The sequence below is a fragment of the Tenacibaculum singaporense genome, from assembly GCF_003867015.1.
GTDB lineage: Bacteria > Bacteroidota > Bacteroidia > Flavobacteriales > Flavobacteriaceae > Polaribacter > Polaribacter singaporensis.
Genome location: NZ_CP032548.1, coordinates 2,498,115 through 2,518,543 on the forward strand (window position 1 = coordinate 2,498,115; position 20,429 = coordinate 2,518,543).

The following is a 20,429-nucleotide window of genomic DNA, read 5'->3' on the forward strand; positions in this document are numbered from 1 at the left end:
TTGAAGAATAAAAAATTTCACATTTTTTTAACAAAAACATCCACACTCTTCTTTTTCTCTTTTTTTCATAACTTTATAGTTCTAAGATTATAGAAAAAATAATGGATAACAAACCCAAAAAACAAACTGATAAACAACCTTCTGCTGAACCTCCTTACAAATTATTAAGCTTAAGAACTGGTAAACCAAAAGATTGGGCTGCAGGTATCCCTGGAGTTACAAATGCTATAAAAAGTTTAATTAATGATAAAGCTTTGATTAGAGGAGGAAAAGCTTTGTTTAAAATGAATCAGTTTGATGGTTTTGATTGTCCTAGTTGTGGTTGGCCTGATCCTGATGATGAACGTTCTCCTATTGCTGAGTATTGTGAAAATGGCGCAAAAGCTATAGCTGAAGAGGCTACTAGTAAAAGAATTACTGCAAACTTTTTTAAAGAAAATTCTGTTTATGAACTTTCTCAATTAACTGATTATGAAATTGGACATTTAGGTAGACTTTCTGAGCCTATGTACCTTCCTAAAGGTGGTACTCATTATGAACCTATTAGCTGGGACAATGCTTTTGCAAAAATTGCCGAACACTTAAATAAATTAGAGTCTCCAGATAATGCAGCATTTTACACTTCTGGAAGAACAAGTAACGAAGCTTCTTTTGTATATCAACTTTTTGTACGTGAATTTGGAACAAACAACTTTCCTGATTGTTCTAATATGTGCCACGAAACCTCTGGCTTCACCTTAGCCTCAGTTACTGGTATAGGAAAAGGAACTGCTACTTTAAAAGACTTCTACGATACCGATATCATCATGATTATTGGTCAAAATCCTGGAACGAACTCACCAAGAATGTTAAGCGCTTTAGAGAAAGGGAAAAAGAATGGAGCTAAAATTATTGCTGTTAATCCTCTTCCCGAAGCTGGTTTAATGAAATTCCGAGATCCTCAAAAAATAAGTGGTGTCTTAGGAAAAGGGATCCAACTTGCCGATTTACATCTTCCCGTTAGAATTAATGGAGATTTAGCTCTACTAAAAGCAATCGAACAGTTACTATTACATTTTGAAAAAGAAACTCCTGGTAAAGTTTTCGATCAAGAATTTATCAATAATAAAACAGTTGGATACGAGGATTTAATAAAACAAATTGAAAGCTATGATTTAGATGAATTGGCGAAAGCATCGGGTATTTTAAAAGAAGATATTCAAAAAGCTGCAGAAATGTTAGCTTATAAAAACCGAATTATCATTTGTTGGGGAATGGGACTTACGCAACAACCTAACGGAGTTGATATTATAAAAGAAGTTCTGAACCTATTATTCTTAAAAGGAAGTATTGGTAAACCCGGAGCAGGTTCTTGTCCTGTAAGAGGTCATAGTAATGTCCAAGGAAATAGAACAATGTTGATTAATAATCATCCTTCCCAAGAACAATTAGATAAACTTGAGGAGGTTTTTGGTTTTAATCCGCCAAGAGAGAACGGTTATGACGTGGTTGATACTATAAAAGCAATGAATAACGGAAAGGTTAAAGTACACTTTAGTATGGGGGGTAATTTCTTGTCTGCTACTCCTGACACCACCTATACAGCAAACGGATTAAGACAACTAGACCTATCTGTTTCAGTTTCTACTAAACTCAACCGAACCCATTTAATTCATGGTAAAGAAGCTTTAATATTACCTACTATTTCTAAAAGTGAAATTGATATGGTTAACGGTGAGCATCAGTACACAAGTGCTGAAAATGCTATGGGAATTGTTGAATGGTCTAAAGGAGTATTAAAACCTATTTCTGACAAGCTTATCAACGAAACACATATTGTTTGTAGAATGGCAAAAGCTACTTTAGGAAGCAAAAGTGTGGTTGATTGGGATCGTTACATGAACAGTTATGATACTGTAAGAGATGATATTGAAAAATGTATTCCTGGTTTTGAAAACTACAATATTCGTGTAAAACAAAAAGGTGGTTTTTATTTACCTAATGGTGCTCGTGAAAAGAACTTTAAAACAAAAGAATTTGGTGATCGTGTTCCATTTTCTTTAACTTCTTTACCTGAAAATAAACTAACCGAAGATGAATACTTAATGGCTACAGTAAGAACACATGATCAATTCAATACTACTATTTATGGATTAAATGATCGTTATCGTGGTGTTTATAATGAGCGTCGTGTAGTTTTTATGAATAAAAACGATATAGAAAAAGCTGGCTTTAAATCTGGTGACAAGGTAGATTTATACAATTATGATGACAATACTGAGCGTATTGCTCCGCTATTTATTATTGTTGAATATCCTATTCCTGAAAAAAATACGGTTACTTATTTCCCTGAAACGAATGTGTTGGTTTCAATTCACAACACCGTAAAAGGAAGTAATATGCCTGCCTCAAAACATATTAAAATTAAAATTAAAAAGCACAATCCTGATATCTATGATAAAATAGACGGAACTCTTTATAAGAGATCTAACTCATAAATTAGTTTACTCGTATAGTTTTAATTTATTTTCTAATTGTTGAATTGTTTTATGCATAGAATCCATTCTATCAAGCATATTATTAATCACATCTATACCTTGCATGTTTACCTCTAAATCGTAATGCAACCTGATTATTTTCTCTAAAATTGGTAATTGTTCAGTATGTAGATACTTGTTCGAATCTTTTATTATAAACTCTATGAGCTGAAAAGATTCGATACTTTCTATAAATTGTTCATCTAAATTATGATGAACAATAACTTTTTGTACACTTATTAATTCTTTATCGCTCATATCTATTTTAATTTAGAAAGTTTTGTAAATAACTCTCGTTGTTCATCTGTTAAATTGGTAGGGATATTTACTTTATAAGTAACATATAAATCACCATACTGACCTTCTTTTTTATATTTTGGAAATCCTTTTCCTTTTAATCGGATTTTAGTTCCATTTTGAGTTCCTGATTTTACTTGAAGTTTAACCTTATCAACAAAAGTACTAATCACCACTTCCCCACCTAACACTGCCGTATATAAATCAATACTTTGCTCCGTATATAAATTAGCCCCATCACGTTTAAAGTTAGCGTCAGGTTTAATATCAAAAGTGATGTATAAATCTCCTCTTGGACCTCCATTTATACCTTCACCTCCATGTCCTTTTATTTTAATCGTTTGTCCATTTTCTACTCCTGCAGGAATGGTTATTCTTATTTTTTTTCCATTTACTGTTAATACTTGTTTTTGCGAGGTATAAACATCTCTTAAATTTAATTGTAATGAAGCATTAAAATCTTGACCTCTAAATTGTGCTGTCCTCCTTTCTGAGCTTCTACCACCACCAAATGCAGCATTAAAAAAGTCAGAAAAATCAGTTCCATCAAAACCTGAAGATGAATATTGTTGGTAAGAGCCTCCACTACCAAATTTGCTTTGATAACCTCGTTGTTTTTTTGCTTCCTCATAAACTTCTGCATGTTGCCAATTTTCTCCATACTCATCGTACTTTTTACGATTTTCAGGATTACTCAACACTTCATTTGCTTCGTTTATTTGTTGAAACTTCTTTTTAGCCTCTTCATCATTCGGATTTGTATCTGGGTGATATTTTCTCGCCAACTTCCGATATGCTTTTTTTATTTCAGCAGCAGTAGCATTTTTATTTATTCCTAAAACTTTATAATAATCTATAAATTCCATATCAATTAAATTGCCCTAACACACTAAATTTACAAAATATAATTACACTAAACTAATACTTTACCTCTACATCTTTTTAATGTATTTTTGCATTCTTATTTTGATAATTGAATGACGGTAGAAGATTTAGTAGGAGCATACAATATTATTGGGAGTAATCAGGATGAAAGTGAAAACACTTATAAAGGAACTCTTTTTTTAACGCTTGATGAAAATAATAGAATCCTTGCCAAGTGGCTTATTAATAATGAACAAGAACAGCATGGAACTGGTTTCTTTAAAAACAACATCCTTGTAATTAATTTTAACTATACTGGTGATGACAATACTATTTATAAAGGTGTTGTAGTTTATTCTTGTCTGTCTAAAAATATTTTAGACGGGTTTTGGTCTGAAAAACACGGAAATCCTTTATTTCTTGGAGAAGAACGTTGTTTTAGAGTACAAAATCAAAACGAGCTAATCAATTAAAAAACTTTTAGAAAGAGCCAATATAGTTTTGTTTAAATTATATTAGCTCTTAACTTAAAATCTATATTTGGTTAAATTCTGAAGTATCAATAGCGCTTGGGTTTGATGCTGAAATTTCAAATATTGCATCATTAAAATCATTGTCTCCATTAGGAACTGAGATGTCTTCAAAGGCTATTACTGTAGAATTACAAGTTTTATCATAAAAAATTATACTTTGTTGTCTTCCACTTAAGTTAAAATCAATATCCGTATACTGAGAGTAATAACCATCTGTGATAGAACCATTTCTCCAGCCATTTGCTATTAAAAAGAAGCCTACTACTGTTCCAGGTTCAAAGGTACCAAGTAAACGCATTGTATTACCTTTTATCAACTCCCCTCCAGATCCTTTCGCTGAAGCATTTGGAAAAATTACTACTTTATCTAGTTGATCCTCACTTGTAGGCACACTCCCTTCTTGATAGGTATAATAACCTAGTACATTTTTATAACCTGCTCCTTCATCTACAAAAGTTAAATACAATTCTGTTTCTTCTTTTACAACTATATTTTTTACAGGGTTTGTGAAGTACTCAGGATGTGCCTCTATAGCATTTTGACGTTCAGGAAGGACATTTGCATAAATATTAGGTAACAAAGAGCTACACACTTCTTTATCCTCTTCTAACCCATCTGGTTTACCGTTTGTGGTATATGTTGTAATAGTTTTATATTCATCTTTTATTCTTTTTCTTAAAATTTTAAAACCCCCGTTACCTTTAGCTACAAAAACCCATTCACCATCTGCAATAATATAATTAGCTGAAGCTCCTTCTTCTGCTAAATCCCAATAAAAAACTGGTTGAATATTTTCTCCTACACTTGTTGGATGTGGTGATATAGAGATCCCATCTGAACCGTTAGCGGCGTACACATAATCATTATCTGTGCTTACGCCATTGGTGTTTCCTACAACCAAAAAACTTCCTTTAGATTCATTTATTATTTCTCCATTTGTAACATCTACTAACGTAACTCCGTCTTTACCTTTTGCTACATATATTTGATCACTATTTAAGGGAGAAAATTCCATTGTAGATTTTCCTCTGTATGCTTCTACTACATTTTGATGAAAAATTTCTCCAATACCATATATAGTAGAATTTAATCCTTCCGTTACTGTATTAACTCTTAATTGCGCATTATCTCCAGTAACCAGACTTACTATTTTTGAATTATCTGAAGTACCATTGACAGCGATATATTTTGCATCACTGTAAGTTTCTTTACCAATTGCAAATAAGTCATCTTTATTCAACTGAACAGTGCCTCCATAAGTTTTTCCTGAAGTTATGTATAAATAACTATCGGTAACTGCTATCCCGTTTGCTGATGCTGAGACTCCATCTTTTAAAATATTAGACAGATTTACTCTTTGGTAATTTTCTGTAAATATTCCGTTGTTTGTTTCTAACTCAAACAATTGTGCGCCATGTGTTGCATCTGACATTGCTAACCATACTTTTCTTGATGATGAATCTCCTTCAAAATCTGAGGTAATTGCATTGATGTCAGAATTTAAAAATGTTGCTTGACTCATAATTTCTGGAAAATTCGGATTGGATAAGTCGAGTATTTCTACCGCTCCTAAATGCTCATTTCCTTGTTTATGATAACTTACGTAGGCTTTAGTACCTGATAATGTAATATGTGTTGCACTTAGCGTTTTACCTTCTACTACTAACGGAGCTACTTCTGCTACATGCTCCCAATAATACATTTCTTGTGTTCCGTTAACTCCTTCTGTTCGGCTAGCAAACTTTTGACCTGTTAAACCACTAACTATTGATTTAATAGTTGCTGTTCTATTTATATAGCTAATTCTAGAAGATAAAGAATTTCTATAATTATTTAACGTATATGGGCTTTTTGTTACTATTTCTTCTGTTGCTTCCATATTATCAATAATATCGTCTTCTATTTTTGATTGACAACCAACGAAAATGCCAACCAGTATAATTGCTAAAATTCTTAGTTTTTCCATTTTTTACTTGTTTTAATTATACTGTAAATTTATTTTTTCACTCCCTGTTACTGTTCTTTTTTCGATTAATTACCGGCAAGTATAGATTAATGGTAATCAACTACAAACCAGCTCTTTTAGCTTGTATTGAAGATTTATATGGATTCCAAGGGTCTTCGAATGATCGTTTGAAGAAGAACTCTTTATAATAAGCTATAGTTCTTACTATTCTTAAGTAAGTTCCTGTATATATCGTCATTAAAATAACATAAGGCCACAAGTATTTTTCTTCTTCTCTTCTTTCTGAAAAAATGTAAATACTTAGCATTTGTACATATGACATTACAAAGTATAATGTGAAGTTCATTGGGATAATAAACTGTAAAGAACTGTTATAATTTACAATAATATCTATGATATAAACCCACCACATGATATCTAAAATAACATTGTAGAATACGTTTTCTGCAAGTGAAAAAAAAGTTGACCAATTAAAATTTGCCGTAAGAAAATACACATCTTTATGTTTACGAACTCTAAAACGGATAATAGATTTATCCCATCTTAAACGTTGTTTTGTCAATACTTTAAATTTTGAAGGCGCATTGGTTAAACAAATCGCTTTTTCTTGAAAATATACTTTATAGCCAGACTTTCTAATCTTTACTGTGATATCTCCATCCAAACCTGGACCTATATCCCATCCGCCAATACTATCTATTACATCTTTTCTAAAAGCTCCAAATGCTCCTGAAATAATTTTATATATTCCCAAATAAGACGTAATTATTCTCCCTACTGATACTGTTTTTAAATACTCTATTGCTTGTAGTTTTGCGCACAAACTTTCTTTGTAGTTTCTCACTTTTACATTTCCTCCTACTGCAGCTATTTTATCGTTTATAAAAAAAGGTAAAAGTACTTGTTCAATTGCATCGCTATCAAAAGAACAATCGGCATCCAAATGCACAATGTATTTACCTTTGCTAAAACGCAGCGCTAAATTTGCTGCTGATGCTTTTCCTCCTCTCATCTCATTTCGTATAAACATATCTATCAACCCTAAACGTTCAAGGTTTTTACCTATGATAGGAGTATCATCATCAGAACCATCATCAACAATAATTAGTTCAAAATTTTTAAACGTTTGTTCTGCCAATGATTTGGTTAGCTTATACAAATGTTTTCCTTCGTTTTTCCCTGGAATGATTACAGATACAAAAGGATTTTCTTGAAAGAGTTTTCTTTTAGCTTCTTCAAATTTTTTAGCTCTTTTTTTTCCCGTAATGAGAAAAATAAATGCGATTACATAATCTATGATTATATAACGTGTAAACTCAAAGATTACGAAATACCAAAACACTCTTATAAATTTTGGTAAGCCAACCACAAACCAGTAATTTACATATTCTGGAACTAAATTATGTAGACTTAAAAATATCATTCGAAATACGTATTTGAGTTATCGGTTCCTAAAATTTTATGAATCTCTATTTTGATTTCTTGTTGGGTATCACTCAAGTTATCTGATAATAGCTTTGATAGATTATATTGTATGTTCTCTAATCTTTCTAACTTATTTTCTTTAGTTTCTGGGAGTAAAATATAGTAGCTATTAAACTTTTCTGCAGATAAGATGTCTGAAGCTTTTAAATACGATTGTATTATTGAACTTATTTCTTTGGTTAGGTTTAATTTTAAATCGGTGTTTAACAATTCTAACTGCTTATTTTCAAATGTTATTTTTGCCAAATAACTGTCTCCTTGTGTTACTTCTATTCTCTTTATTTCTTGGTTTACTATAATTTTAAAAAGACTCGTGTTCATACTACCTACAGAAATAGTTTCCGACTGAGGTTGACTTGTACTTTCTTGATTAAATAATATTTGTTCTCCTATTTCGGTTATTTTATAACTTCCTATTGTTTTTTCTAAAAGCTCATCTAATTTGTTTTCTGTTTCACAATCTAAACACAAGGCTTTCATGTTGGCATTTTGAAATTCGTGATTACAAGTATTACACGAATAGATTGATGAAGGTTTATCATAATCTATTCCGATATGTCTGAGATTTTTATCACATTTTGGGCACGCCAAACCATCGTCAACTTTAAAATCTTTTTCTGGTGCTACATGAGCACAAACAAAATGGTGAACCATATCATTTGCTACTATATCAATAGAATCACATTTCGGACAGCATTCTCTAAAATTTAGATAATTACCAGAGCAACTTTTGCAAAGGTGTACATAGTCTTTTAAGCTTACAGATAAACTATTTTCTTTTACTGCTTTTTCTAAATTTCTTAATAATGATATTGCTTCATTTTTTTTGTAGAACAATGAGATAAATGGAAATTCATATCCTATATAACTTTCTCTAGTTGCAATTGGTGTTAAAACTTTATTTCTCGAATAAGAAAATGCCATTGTTTTTAACTGAATAAGCTTTTCATGAGAAATTACTTTAGGTACTGTTAGGTTCTTTATTCTCTTTTTTATAGTTATTACTCTTTGTATATAAGAAGAGAATATGTTTAGCTCTACGTCACCATCGGTATGAATGGCTGCTTCTTTAGGTAATTTGTAAATGCTATTCACAAACAATGGCGACAAGCTAACTTGAATGTTTTTGTGTGTTCTTATACTATAAATAATGTCATTTGCATTAGTTACTGTATCAGTATCAATAATAAAACCATCTAAATATGCTAGCTCTTCGTTTTGTAACTCGCTAGTATGTGAAACCAACAAGAACGAATAACTATCTTGTATGATTCTTCTCGAATTTGATTTCTTTAAAACATTTAGCATGATTCCTACTTTTAATAGTTAATTTTATACTTTACAATGACATATATACTTCTGCTGGAAATTTGTCTTTTTTATCTCCTTTAACATCAAAAATTAATGTTTCTTTCGTTCCATTCTTTAAATAATCGTAGTATGCTAGATGCTTATAATCTTCATGATCCACAGCTAAAATGATTGCATCAAACGCTTCCGAGGTGGTGTTTTTAATGGTAAGTCCGTAACGTTTCTTTACTTCTTTTGGATCAACCATATAGTCTTGCACTACTACATTATATCCTCTTTTTTGAAGTTCTAAACACATTTCTGCTGTTTTAGAATTTCTAATATCATTTACATTTTCTTTAAAAGCTACTCCTTTTACTAAAATTGAAATATTATTTTTTAAAAATCTTTTAGCATATAACTTTCTTTCTATTTGTAAAACAATGTGATTTATCATGCTTTCATTTACTTCTCTAACTTGCTCAAGTAGCTTTGGAGTATACCTCATTTCTTTTGCCTTGTGTATTAAATAATACGGATCAACTCCTATACAGTGCCCTCCTACTAACCCTGGAAAATAATTATGAAAATTCCATTTAGTTCCTGCAGCTTGCAGTACATCTTTTGTGTTAATTTCTAGTGCGTTGAAAATTTGTGATAATTCATTCATTAAACCAATATTTACATCTCTTTGAATATTTTCTACCACTTTTGCAGCTTCAGCTACCTTAATTGCTGGTGCTCTGTGTACACCTGCCGTTACTACTTCTTCGTACACTTTTGCCACTGTTTCAAGAGATTCATCTGTACTTGCCGATACAATTTTTTTAATTTTTGTAAATGTGTGTTGTGTATCTCCTGGATTAATTCTTTCTGGTGAATATCCTACAGTAAAATCCTTATTTAGTTTTAATCTTGAAATTCTTTCTAAAATAGGCACACAAACTTCTTCGGTACACCCTGGAAATACTGTTGATTCAAAAACCACGCAATCTCCTTTTTTTAAGTATTTTGCTATCGTAGCTGTAGCTGATTTTAACGGTGTTAAATTTGGCTTTTTTAAATCATCTATAGGAGTTGGTACCGCTACGATGTAAAATTTAGCTTCTTTTAAAATTTCATCATTCGACGTAAAGCTTATATCCTTTCCTTTAAACTCTTCTGAAGGTAATTCTTTACATGGATCTTTATGTTGCATTAACTGTAGTACTTTGCCACCATTAACATCAAACCCAATTACTTTAAATTTTGATGCCATATGTACAGCCAATGGAAGCCCCACATATCCTAAACCTACAACTGCCATGTTTTCTTTTTTCTCTAAAAGGTTAGTGAATAATTGGTTTTTCTTGTAAGCTAATTTTGGAAATTGATTTTCAACCTGTAACCTGTTTGTTTTTAACGCTGTGCTCATCTTGTTTGTTTTTTTGTTAATTAATATACTGCTAAATTACACTGGCTTTTAAGCTATTTGAGTGGTTATTGGTTTACTAAAAACTTTCTGTAGATGAAAAAACAATAACTATAGATTAATGGTTTTAATCGTTTTTATGTGAGTAGAAATATTATCGATTAATGACAGCAAAAACAACACATTTTCTCTAGTAGCTGCTTGTGTATAGCTTTCACCCAAGTATATCTACAACAAAAAACCTGTGAAGTAAACTTCACAGGTTCATTTTTTTATTTTAAAGTCTTATTAAAACTTTCCTACTTTAATTTTTAAGTTCAATTTATAAAACTTAGCCCAATCAGAAATTTGTTCTTTATGTAAAGGTATAATCTCTGTTAAAATATTTCTTTCTGTTGGCTCATATTTCTTTTGAAATTCAGTTGGTGCTTTATAGGTTGCTATATAAAGTTTATTAATCACCCCTTTAGAAGTTGTTTTATCAGGAAACTCTACCTCTACAATAGCTCCTTTATTTATTTTAGACAGATCTTTTAAGTTAAAATATGCTTTTATAAAAACTTTTTCTACATTATGTATTGTTAATACATTTTCTGTTTTGTAACAAGCTTCTTCGCTACTTTTTAAAATTTGCCCAACAACCCCTTTTATTGGTGATATATATGTATTTTGATAATCTTCATTACTTGTTGTTATTAATTGAGTATCTGGTTGAATTAACTTCTTTTCTGTTTGCAAAAAGTATAATTCGCTCTGTTCCATTTTTATTTGACTTTCAAGTAATATTTTTTGAGTCAGTAAATCATCTAACTTTGTTTTTGTATATACGTCTAGTAAAATAAGTTTTGTTATCTTTTTCTCTTGAATATTCAAAAACGAAAGCCTTTCTTTCAATCCTTTTAACCTTGCTTGCTTACTATTAATTTGTCTTTCTATTTCTAATAGGCTGTTATTTTGTTTTTCTTTTCTATCAAAGTTTTTCAATACTATAGATGCGTCACTATCAAAATCATTTTGAAAGTAATTAAACAACTTACTTCCTTTACTAACAGTATCTCCTTCATTAATATAAATTTCTTTGAGTCTTACATCGTTTGTAAAATTAACATCTACTTTTTCCATTAACATCTGTCCATTACCTTCTAACCATAGGGTTTTATTATACACAAAACTTGTTAACCAAACAGCAAGCCCAAGAATAATTATAAAATACAAAGCCCTGTCAAAGCTTAGCTTTTTCTTTTTAATTACAGGTTCTTTTAGCGTTCTAATTACTGCCTTTCCTTTTTTATAATTAAATGCTTTCATCTGTTTTTCTTTTAATTCTTTCTAATTCTTCTTTTATAAACTGCTCTACTGTTTTAGTACTCTTATTTACCAAAACATAACTAATTGATGCTTTTTTTAGTTTTTCTTGAATTACTAAATCATTTTCCAATACTGCTACGCTTAATTGTTTAGCCTTTAAAAAATTAAGTTGAAAACTTAGGCTGTATCTTTTACTATTTACAAGTACTAACTTTTCTAAATTTATTGTTTTTTTAAATGTATAAGGAACAAACAGAGCATCAATTTTACTAGTTTCATTTAGCTCAAAAAGTCTTGTTATTACTTTATATAACTGTCTTTTTAACTGTAAAACATTCTCTAATATTCTAAATTGTTCTTCTAAAAAATCTAACAATAAAGTCCCTGTATCTTGAGTTTTAAATTCTTCTTTTATTAATTTTAGTATTCTTATTCTTTCTTCTAAAATTTGCCAGTTTTTGTATTCATTTTGCAAGTCTTTTAGTTTTTCATTATACTCACTTATATAAGTGAGTGTGTTATTAAATTGACCTAATGATTTATCTGTTTCTTGTGCTTTTAAAATTTTTATTTTTGTTTCAATAATTTTCTTTCTGTTATTAAAACGTAATGGTGCCTTAAAACGAATACCTACGGAAGGAAAATACCGTTGCATTGCTTCTGAATAACGGTAGTTTTGATTTACATACAACGATAAGTTAATATCGTTTAATCGATGCTGTTGTAAGTGAATATTCTCTTCTTTAACGTTTATTGGTGTAGGGTTTTCTTTAAGTGAAAAGCTGTCTAACCGTACTTTTAATAGTGGAAGTTTTTTTATTTTTAAATAAGCTGTAGAAACACTATCTCTTAGTAGAACGTTTTCTTTCTCTAACGTTTTTATTTGTTCCTCTAAAACATGTATTTGACTACTTACTTGTATTAACTTTTCTCTCTTTATTAATTTTTGATAATACAATTTATTCAGTAAATCAAAGTAATCATTTTCAAATGATAGAAATGTTTTTTGTAAGCTAATTACTTCATTGTTTAAAACATAGTTGTAATCTATTTTAAACTGTCTTCTCCATAACTCCTTTTGTACCTTATCACTTTCCTCTTTTAACACTACTATTTGATTTTCAACCCTTTTAGCCTTTGTTTGGTTTTCAAAGTATCCTGACTTTAATACATTCCATTCTACTTCTGCTTTTACACTAGTAATTATTGAAGTGTTTGTTTCTTCATCTAAAGCATCACTAAAATTATGATTTGCATTTGCTTTAAACACTAATCCTATATCGTTTTTATACTGATTAGATTCAAGTGTTTTTAAATCTATCTCTAATAGATTTAAATTTTTATTTTTTTCTAATTTGAATTGTTGAAAAGGGAGAAATATCTTAGCTTCATTCTCTGGAAATTTTAACGTAACTTCTGCTTTTTTAACCAAGCTTTCTGCATCTTTAATTAAACCCTCTAGAGATTGTCCGAATAAAAAAAATGGTGTAAAAATTAATATAATGATATGTAAACTTCTCTTGTTCATTACTCAAAACTAGCAATAACAAGGACGTTGGAGTATTATAATCGATTAACTGACTATTTACTAAAGATTAATGGCTTTTTTATACAGATGAGACGATTACAGCAAGTTTAATCTCCTTTTTAATTCATTTCTATTAGACCTACTCACAGGAACTATATCTTGATTTATAAGTACACTATTATCTTCTATATCAATAATCTTATTAATATTAATTATATATGATCTGTGCACTTTTAAGAATGATGCTGTAGGCAACTTTTCTTCTATTTTTTTTAAAGGGCTATGAACTATGTAATTTTTTTCTTCTGTTTTAACTTTTATATAATCCCCTTTAGCTTCCACTACATAAATACTTGGTATTTCTATCTTTACCAATCTTCTATCAATGTTTACATATAGTGTATCTGTATCAGTAGATTGAGTCTGGGCTACTGGTTTTACATTGTTTTCTTTTACTTTTGCCGCTATAATTTTTTCTACCGATTTTTTAAAACGACTTAATTCTATAGGTTTTACTATGTAATCTACAACAAAATCATATTCAAAAGCTTCCACAGCAAAATTTCTATCAGAGGTTGTAAGAACAATCTTAGGTGGCTTTTTTAAAGTTTGAATCAGATCAAAACCAGTAAAATCAGGCATATGAATGTCTAAAAAAATAGCATCTACTTCATTACTATTTAAAAACTTTATTGCTTGTATGGCATTAGAAAACTCACCAACAAGCTTTAACTCATTTACTTGTTCGCATACTTTTTTAAGAATCATTCTCGACATTAATTCGTCATCTATAACAATGCAATTCATAGGTAATCTTTTAAATTATCTTCAAAAAATCAAGCATTATAGGTAGTACATTTTCAAAATATTCTTTATTCTCTACACTATTATCTGCAAGATTGTTTTCAAAGTCGTTGGTTATTTTATAGCTTTTTTCTAAGCCTAAAATACTCATTTTATGTTTAATTCTATGAACAACTTCTTTAGTTTTCTTTAAATCTTCATTTTTTATATGTAAAAAATAACATTCTATTTCTCCAGAAAGCTCTTCTTTTAAAACTTCAATAACTTGTTTTTTAAACTCTTCATCTCCCTTAGAAAGTTCGTTTATATATAATAGATTTGGTTGTTCCATAATTACTTTTTTATTGTAAAAAAGAAAGTTGTTCCTTTATTTATTTCAGATTCTAACCATATTTCTCCTTTGTAAAAATTTACAATTTTTTTCACAATAGATAAACCAATACCTGAGGAGTCTTTCGACTTTTTTAAAGATTGAAAAATTTTGAAAATTTTATCAAAATGTTCCTTTTCAATACCAATTCCATTGTCTTTTATTGAAAACTTATAAAAAGAGTTTTGATCTTTTACATCTATTTCAATAATTCCTTTTTCTTTATCATTAAACTTAATTGCATTACTAATTAGATTTTGAAAAAGTTGTTGAAATTTTGTTTTGTCTCCTTTTATTATTGGTAATTCTTGTAAAACTTTTATTGAAACATTTTTAGGTATGTAAATTACTTTTTTAATTTCTTCTATTAACAAATTTAAATCAACATCATTATTTTCTTTAGCTCCATTAGTAATGCTGGAATACTCTAATACATCAGTAATTAATTGTTCCATCTTTTCAAGAGTATTTTCAATAAGTTCAAAATTCTGAAGACTTGCTTCGTCAAAAACTCCTGCATTATCACTTTTAATCCAACTGGTTAATGCGTGAATACTTCTAATAGGTGATTTTAAATCGTGAGAAACTATATGTGCGTACTCCTCTAGTTCTTGATTACTTTTTTCTACTTTTTTTAATAAATCAATATTTTTCTTTTCTACTTTTTTACGTTTTTTAATATTTAATGCACTTCTTAATTGAAGTGACACCAAATCTGCAATACCTTCTATGGTTTTTAAATGTTCTTCTGTAAAGTAATTTTGTTCTTGATGTTCTATGTTTATAACCCCTATTACTTTATCCTCATTTTTTATAGGTACAGTTAATTCTGATAGCTTTGGTGTGAGATAAACTACGTACCTATCATCTAAATTGGTATTATTTATTATTTCTGAAATACCTGAGTTTGCCACACTTCCTACCACCCCTTTTCCAAAAGGTAATCGCATTTTGTCATATATTTTTTTATTTTCTCTTTCTCTTTTATCAAAGGAAGCTATTAACTCTAATTGTTTTTTCTTCTCTTTTACTAAGTAAATAACGCAATCATCTGTATTTAAATAGTTTGCAATATTCTTTGAAATTTCCCAAGCTATTTCGTAAATATCTTCTTTTCCTAAAATAGATTTGGCTGTATTACTTATAACTTCAATTACTTGTCGTTCTTTTCTTTGGTTAGTAATATCTCTAATAATTCCTTGAGCGGCTATTGGATTATTATTTTTATCAAAAACTACACTTGAATTTATATTTACCCATTTTATCTCGTTCGTTTTCGTAATAACCCTAGCTATGTAGTTTGTGAAGTACCCATTTTTTAATAATTCTGCGTAAGAATTCATCGCATAATCATAATCTTCTTGTTCAGGATATATAAGGCTCACAACGTTTACTTCTTCTTCATTTACATCAAACCCAAATAAATTTACAGCAACATCGTTCATTTTTAACACGTTGCCATGAATATCCATCACTAGATAAGCATCATTAATATTTTCAAAAATCCCTTTTAGCTGTGAATTTTTTTCATCTAAAAGATTTTCTAATTGCTCATTAACTATTTTTAGCTCTTGAGAAATATTAAATAGTTCTAATGATTTTTCTTCTAGTATTTTCTCTGCTTGTTTTCTAGCTTTTTTTTGTCTTTCTAGCGCTCTTTGTAGTATTTCTATTTCTTTTATACTCACTAATTTTTATTAATAATGAATCTTACTTCAGTTCCGTCATTTTTTATTTTTTCTAACACTATTTCTGCTGAACTATTAAAATGTTCAAACGTTTTATTCATTAAACCTAATCCAAAATGATGCATCGCTCTACTAGATTTATACAATAATACAAGTGAATTTTCACTTTTCTCCTCCACAAGAAATGTTGGAAGTTCTGCATCTGGATATATCTTTTTTACTTCTACATGAATATGATCTTCTATTGATGATAACATCTCTATAGGATCTTTATAAGTAGCTAAAAGCCCAGGATAACTATCTTCTAAAACTGAAAAAAAGTGCTCTGCATATACTAACAATAAATCATCTGTTGAAACACCTGTATTATTACTTAAGTTCTCTAGCAGCTGTAGCATTTCAGAAAACTTGTATGTACCAATAGCTGTATATACCCCACCAGAATCCAACTCTGATTGTTCTATAATTTTATCTACCATTTCAATACCAAATTTATCCTCTACTAAATCCAAGAACTCGGTAAAAACAATCCCTTTCATATTTTATTTTTTAAATTCATTAAGACTCCAATACTCAATTATTGCTCCTATCTTTTTTTCATAATCTTGATACTTCAAAGGCTTCAAAACATATCCTGCTATTCCCAATCTGTAACACTCTGTAATATCTTTATTATTATCTGAAGTTGTTAGTACTATGGTAGGAATATGTTTTAATCTTTTATCATCTTTTAGAATAGATAAAAACTCAATACCGTTAGTATCAGGCATATTCAAATCTAATAAAATTATATTTGGTAAATCTTTTTCCAATAAAGATAAAGCTTCTTTTCCATTGTTTACTTGTGTAATTGTAAAATTTTCTGAAACAGGTAAAATAGCTCTATTAAACTTTAACACCTCTATCTTATCATCCTCTATTAAGAGTATTTTTATTTTTTTATTCAAAACCTTGGATTAAAAACTAACTTGATAAAAATAAATTAAATTTAAAGTTATAATTTTTTTCTTTGATAAAGAACTGTTTATCTATAGATGAAATGCGTTTTACTATAGACGAATTGATTTTTTACTTTTTTCACCTACTTTTGAAGCAAATATTCTAAATTATGCAATGCCCTTGCAATCCAAATAAAAAATATAGTGATTGTTGTCAAAAAGCACATCAAAACATTCATTCAGTTACCTCAGCTGAAGCTTTAATGCGTTCAAGATATAGCGCTTTTGTTTTGGCGAATATTGACTACCTACAAAAAAGTTACCACAGCAGTACTAGACCTTCTAAGCGAGAAAAGAAAGAAATTTTAGCTTGGACAAAAGCTGTTAATTGGATAAAGCTAGAAGTGCTACACGCAACAGAAAATACCGTTGAATTTAAAGCCTTTTTTATGGAAAATGGAAGTATTGATGTGATTCACGAAAACTCTGTTTTTTGTAAAGAAAATGACCATTGGGTATATCTTGGTCAAAAATAAGGCTGTCAAAAACAATGTCATTCCGAACGAGGTACGAGGAGGAATCTCTTACAAATGAGTTACAAATATTCAAAAGATTTCTCCCTTAGGTCGAAATGACACCTTAGACAGCTTTATCTATTTTACACCAAGAACTCAAATAAATTGGGTTTATCATTCAGGTATTCACCAAAAAAATTTCGTTGTTTCATTCGATGAATTAATGGTTGCAGGTCTTCTTTTTTCTCTAGTTCTATACCAACAACAGCAGAACCATTTTCTCTATTGGTTTTTTTAGAGTATTCAAAAAAAGTAATATCGTCATTCTCTCCCAATACCTCAGCTACAAATTCTTTTAACGCCCCAGCACGTTGTGGAAAACGAACAATGAAATAATGTTTTAGTTTACTGTATAGTAATGCACGTTCTTTTATTTCGGCGGTACGAGTAATATCATTGTTACTCCCACTAATAACACATACTACATTTTTACCTTTCAATTCTTCTTTGTAAAAATCAAGTGCACTTATAGTCAAAGCCCCAGCAGGCTCAACCACTATTGCTTCTTTGTTATACATTTCTAAAATGGTCTGACACACTTTTCCTTCAGGAACAGTAATCATATCCGATAAATTTTCTTGGCAAATTTTATAGGTCAACGCTCCTACTTGCTGTACTGTTGCACCATCAACAAACTTATCTATGTTTTCTAATACAACATTTTTGTTTGCTTCTAACGACTTTTTCATGGAAGGTGCACCAGCTGGCTCTACTCCTATAATCTTTGTTTTTGGAGACAATAACTTAAAAACACTTGATAAACCAGAAGCCAATCCACCACCTCCAACTGGTACAAAAACATAATCGACAGGATACTTTGATTGTTCTATAATCTCTAACCCTACAGTAGCCTGTCCTTCAATAATTTTTTCATCATCAAACGGATGTACAAATGTTTTTTGCAAACTATCCGATAAAAGTTTTGCTGCCTTATACGCGTCATCAAACGTATCTCCTATCAATCGAATATCTACAAAATCACCCCCAAACATTTTTACCTGTTCTACCTTTTGTTTTGGTGTTGGTACAGGCATATAAATAGTTCCGTAGATCTCTTTTTTTCTACAAGCTAAGGCAACTCCTTGGGCATGATTTCCTGCACTTGCACATACAATTCCATTTGCCAGTTCTTCTTCCGTTAAAGAGCTTATTTTATTGTAAGCTCCTCTAATTTTATACGAACGAACTTGCTGTAAATCTTCTCTTTTTAAAAAGACGTTAGCGTCAAATTGTTGAGACAGGTTAAAGTTTTCTTGTAGTGGAGTAACTGCCACAACTTCTTGTAAAGTTGCGGCAGCTTGCTCTATATCTTCTAATTTAGGAAAATACGTTTCTTTTTGAACTTCCATACGATTATGCTAAAACGGGTTCTTCTTTGCTGACATTGGTTTTTATTACCTTCATAGCTGTCATTGCTTCACGCAATTCTTCTCCTACTTTTTCAATAGGATGATTACGAATTGCTTTATTCACTTTAATTAACTCTAGATTATCTACTTCGTTGGTAGCACTATACTCTTTTCCAATAACATCAGTATGTACAGATTTCATAAAATCAGTCAATAATGGTTTAGCTGCATGGTCAAATAAGTAACATCCATATTCAGCAGTATCAGAAATAATACGGTTCATTTCAAACAACTTCTTACGTGCTACAGTATTGGCAATCAATGGCAACTCGTGTAACGATTCATAGTATGCCGATGCCGAAATAATTCCTGATTTCACCATGGTTTCAAAAGCCAACTCAACTCCTGCTTTTACAAAAGCAACTAACAAAGTTCCTTTATCAAAGTAGGCTTGTTCTGTAATTTCTTCAGAAGTGGCAGCTGTTTTCTCAAATTGCGTTTCTCCAGTAGCTGCTCTCCATGTTAATAGGTTTACATCATCGTTCGCCCAATCTTCCATCATGGTTTTTGAAAAATGTCCTGACATGATATCATCCATGTGTTTATTAAACAACGGAGCTAATACTTCTTTTAATTCTTCGGAAAGTTGGTAAGCTTTAATTTTTGCAGGGTTTGATAAACGATCCATCATATTGGTAATTCCTCCATGCTTCAATGCCTCGGTAATCGTTTCCCATCCGTATTGAATTAATTTAGAAGCATAGGCAGGTTCAACACCTTCTTCAACCATTTTATTGAAAGACAAAATAGATCCCGTTTGCAACACTCCACATAAGATGGTTTGCTCTCCCATTAAGTCCGATTTTACCTCAGCAACAAATGACGATTCTAACACACCTGCTCTATGGCCTCCTGTAGCAAATGCATAAGCTTTTGCTTGTGCTAATCCTTTATTCTCAGGATCGTTTTCTGGATGCACTGCGATTAATGTTGGCACTCCAAACCCTCTCAAATATTCCTCTCTTACTTCTGTTCCAGGACACTTAGGTGCAACCATAATTACTGTTAAATCCTTACGTACTTGCATACCTTCTTCAACAATATTAAATCCGTGAGAATATGATAAAGTCGCTCCTGACTTCATTAATGGCATTACTGCATTTACTACCTGTGTATGCTGTTTATCGGGTGTTAAATTACATACCAAATCGGCAGTAGGAATCAGTTCTTCATACGTTCCTACTTCAAAACCGTGCTCTGTTGCATTTTTATAGGATTGACGTTGTTCTTTAATAGCAGCTTCTCGTAATGCATACGAAATATCTAACCCTGAATCACGCATATTTAATCCTTGATTCAATCCTTGTGCTCCACACCCAACAATTACCACTTTTTTACCTTCCAATGCTGCTGTTCTTTCTGAAAATTCTTCAGCATTCATGAATCTACATTTTCCTAACTGTTCTAGTTGTTCTCTTAGTGATAATTGGTTGAAATAATTTTCCAT

Annotated in this window: 18 protein-coding genes; 3 read left to right on the forward strand and 15 right to left on the reverse strand. The window is 30.4% G+C overall.

Features of this window, described 5'->3' with window-relative positions; translation table 11 throughout:
* Positions 1 to 101 precede the first annotated feature (101 nt).
* Positions 102 to 2,477: an FdhF/YdeP family oxidoreductase gene (locus D6T69_RS10995; protein ID WP_206197810.1), complete on the forward strand. Its 2,376-nt coding sequence runs from the start codon at positions 102 to 104 to the stop codon at positions 2,475 to 2,477.
* Positions 2,478 to 2,483: 6 nt separating this feature from the next.
* Here D6T69_RS10995 and D6T69_RS11000 read toward each other — a convergent pair whose 3' ends face one another.
* Positions 2,484 to 2,774: a chaperone modulator CbpM gene (locus D6T69_RS11000; RefSeq protein ID WP_125067778.1), complete on the reverse strand. Its 291-nt coding sequence runs from the start codon at positions 2,772 to 2,774 to the stop codon at positions 2,484 to 2,486.
* Positions 2,775 to 2,776: 2 nt separating this feature from the next.
* On the reverse strand, positions 2,777 to 3,679 hold the full coding sequence (locus D6T69_RS11005) for a DnaJ C-terminal domain-containing protein (protein ID WP_125067779.1): 903 nt from the start codon (positions 3,677 to 3,679) through the stop codon (positions 2,777 to 2,779).
* Between the two features lie 111 nt (positions 3,680 to 3,790).
* Between D6T69_RS11005 and D6T69_RS11010 the strand changes: the two genes are divergently transcribed.
* Positions 3,791 to 4,150 (forward strand): hypothetical protein, encoded by a 360-nt coding sequence (locus tag D6T69_RS11010; RefSeq protein ID WP_125067780.1) that lies wholly within the window; start codon positions 3,791 to 3,793, stop codon positions 4,148 to 4,150.
* A 61-nt stretch (positions 4,151 to 4,211) separates the two neighbouring features.
* Here the strand turns inward: D6T69_RS11010 and D6T69_RS11015 are convergent, their stop codons facing one another.
* The 11 genes from D6T69_RS11015 to D6T69_RS11065 form a co-directional block, all read right to left on the reverse strand.
* Positions 4,212 to 6,176, reverse strand: coding sequence for a DUF4114 domain-containing protein (locus D6T69_RS11015; protein ID WP_125067781.1), 1,965 nt, complete (start codon positions 6,174 to 6,176; stop codon positions 4,212 to 4,214).
* A gap of 100 nt (positions 6,177 to 6,276) precedes the next feature.
* Complete coding sequence (locus D6T69_RS11020) at positions 6,277 to 7,599, reverse strand: glycosyltransferase family 2 protein (RefSeq protein ID WP_125067782.1); 1,323 nt, start codon at positions 7,597 to 7,599, stop codon at positions 6,277 to 6,279.
* Positions 7,596 to 8,969: a TackOD1 domain-containing metal-binding protein gene (locus D6T69_RS11025; RefSeq protein WP_125067783.1), complete on the reverse strand. Its 1,374-nt coding sequence runs from the start codon at positions 8,967 to 8,969 to the stop codon at positions 7,596 to 7,598. The genes D6T69_RS11020 and D6T69_RS11025 overlap by 4 nt, the downstream gene beginning before the upstream one ends.
* A gap of 31 nt (positions 8,970 to 9,000) precedes the next feature.
* Complete coding sequence (locus D6T69_RS11030; protein ID WP_125067784.1) at positions 9,001 to 10,365, reverse strand: nucleotide sugar dehydrogenase; 1,365 nt, start codon at positions 10,363 to 10,365, stop codon at positions 9,001 to 9,003.
* Between the two features lie 285 nt (positions 10,366 to 10,650).
* Entirely contained in the window at positions 10,651 to 11,670 is a 1,020-nt protein-coding gene (locus D6T69_RS11035) for an HlyD family secretion protein (RefSeq protein ID WP_125067785.1), read from the reverse strand.
* A complete protein-coding gene (locus D6T69_RS11040; protein ID WP_125067786.1) occupies positions 11,657 to 13,198 on the reverse strand; it encodes a hypothetical protein in 1,542 nt (513 codons plus the stop codon). Before D6T69_RS11040 ends, D6T69_RS11035 begins: the two co-directional genes overlap by 14 nt.
* Before the next feature lie 96 nt (positions 13,199 to 13,294).
* Complete coding sequence (locus D6T69_RS11045; protein ID WP_125067787.1) at positions 13,295 to 14,005, reverse strand: LytR/AlgR family response regulator transcription factor; 711 nt, start codon at positions 14,003 to 14,005, stop codon at positions 13,295 to 13,297.
* A gap of 10 nt (positions 14,006 to 14,015) precedes the next feature.
* Entirely contained in the window at positions 14,016 to 14,333 is a 318-nt protein-coding gene (locus D6T69_RS11050) for a histidine kinase (RefSeq protein WP_099216159.1), read from the reverse strand.
* Between the two features lie 2 nt (positions 14,334 to 14,335).
* Positions 14,336 to 16,060, reverse strand: a complete 1,725-nt coding sequence (locus D6T69_RS11055) for a GAF domain-containing sensor histidine kinase (protein WP_125067788.1) — start codon at positions 16,058 to 16,060, stop codon at positions 14,336 to 14,338.
* Complete coding sequence (locus tag D6T69_RS11060; RefSeq protein ID WP_125067789.1) at positions 16,060 to 16,599, reverse strand: heme NO-binding domain-containing protein; 540 nt, start codon at positions 16,597 to 16,599, stop codon at positions 16,060 to 16,062. The genes D6T69_RS11055 and D6T69_RS11060 overlap by 1 nt, the downstream gene beginning before the upstream one ends.
* Before the next feature lie 3 nt (positions 16,600 to 16,602).
* On the reverse strand, positions 16,603 to 17,007 hold the full coding sequence (locus D6T69_RS11065) for a response regulator (RefSeq protein WP_125067790.1): 405 nt from the start codon (positions 17,005 to 17,007) through the stop codon (positions 16,603 to 16,605).
* 161 nt (positions 17,008 to 17,168) lie between these two features.
* Here D6T69_RS11065 and D6T69_RS11070 point away from each other — a divergent pair, with 161 nt between their 5' ends.
* Entirely contained in the window at positions 17,169 to 17,534 is a 366-nt protein-coding gene (locus tag D6T69_RS11070) for a YchJ family protein (protein WP_125067791.1), read from the forward strand.
* Positions 17,535 to 17,656: 122 nt separating this feature from the next.
* Here D6T69_RS11070 and ilvA read toward each other — a convergent pair whose 3' ends face one another.
* Positions 17,657 to 18,922: a threonine ammonia-lyase IlvA gene (gene ilvA / locus D6T69_RS11075; RefSeq protein WP_125067792.1), complete on the reverse strand. Its 1,266-nt coding sequence runs from the start codon at positions 18,920 to 18,922 to the stop codon at positions 17,657 to 17,659.
* Between the two features lie 4 nt (positions 18,923 to 18,926).
* Positions 18,927 to 20,429 carry a ketol-acid reductoisomerase gene (gene ilvC / locus D6T69_RS11080; protein ID WP_125067793.1) on the reverse strand — a complete coding sequence of 501 codons (1,503 nt, stop codon included), beginning with the start codon at positions 20,427 to 20,429 and terminating at the stop codon, positions 18,927 to 18,929.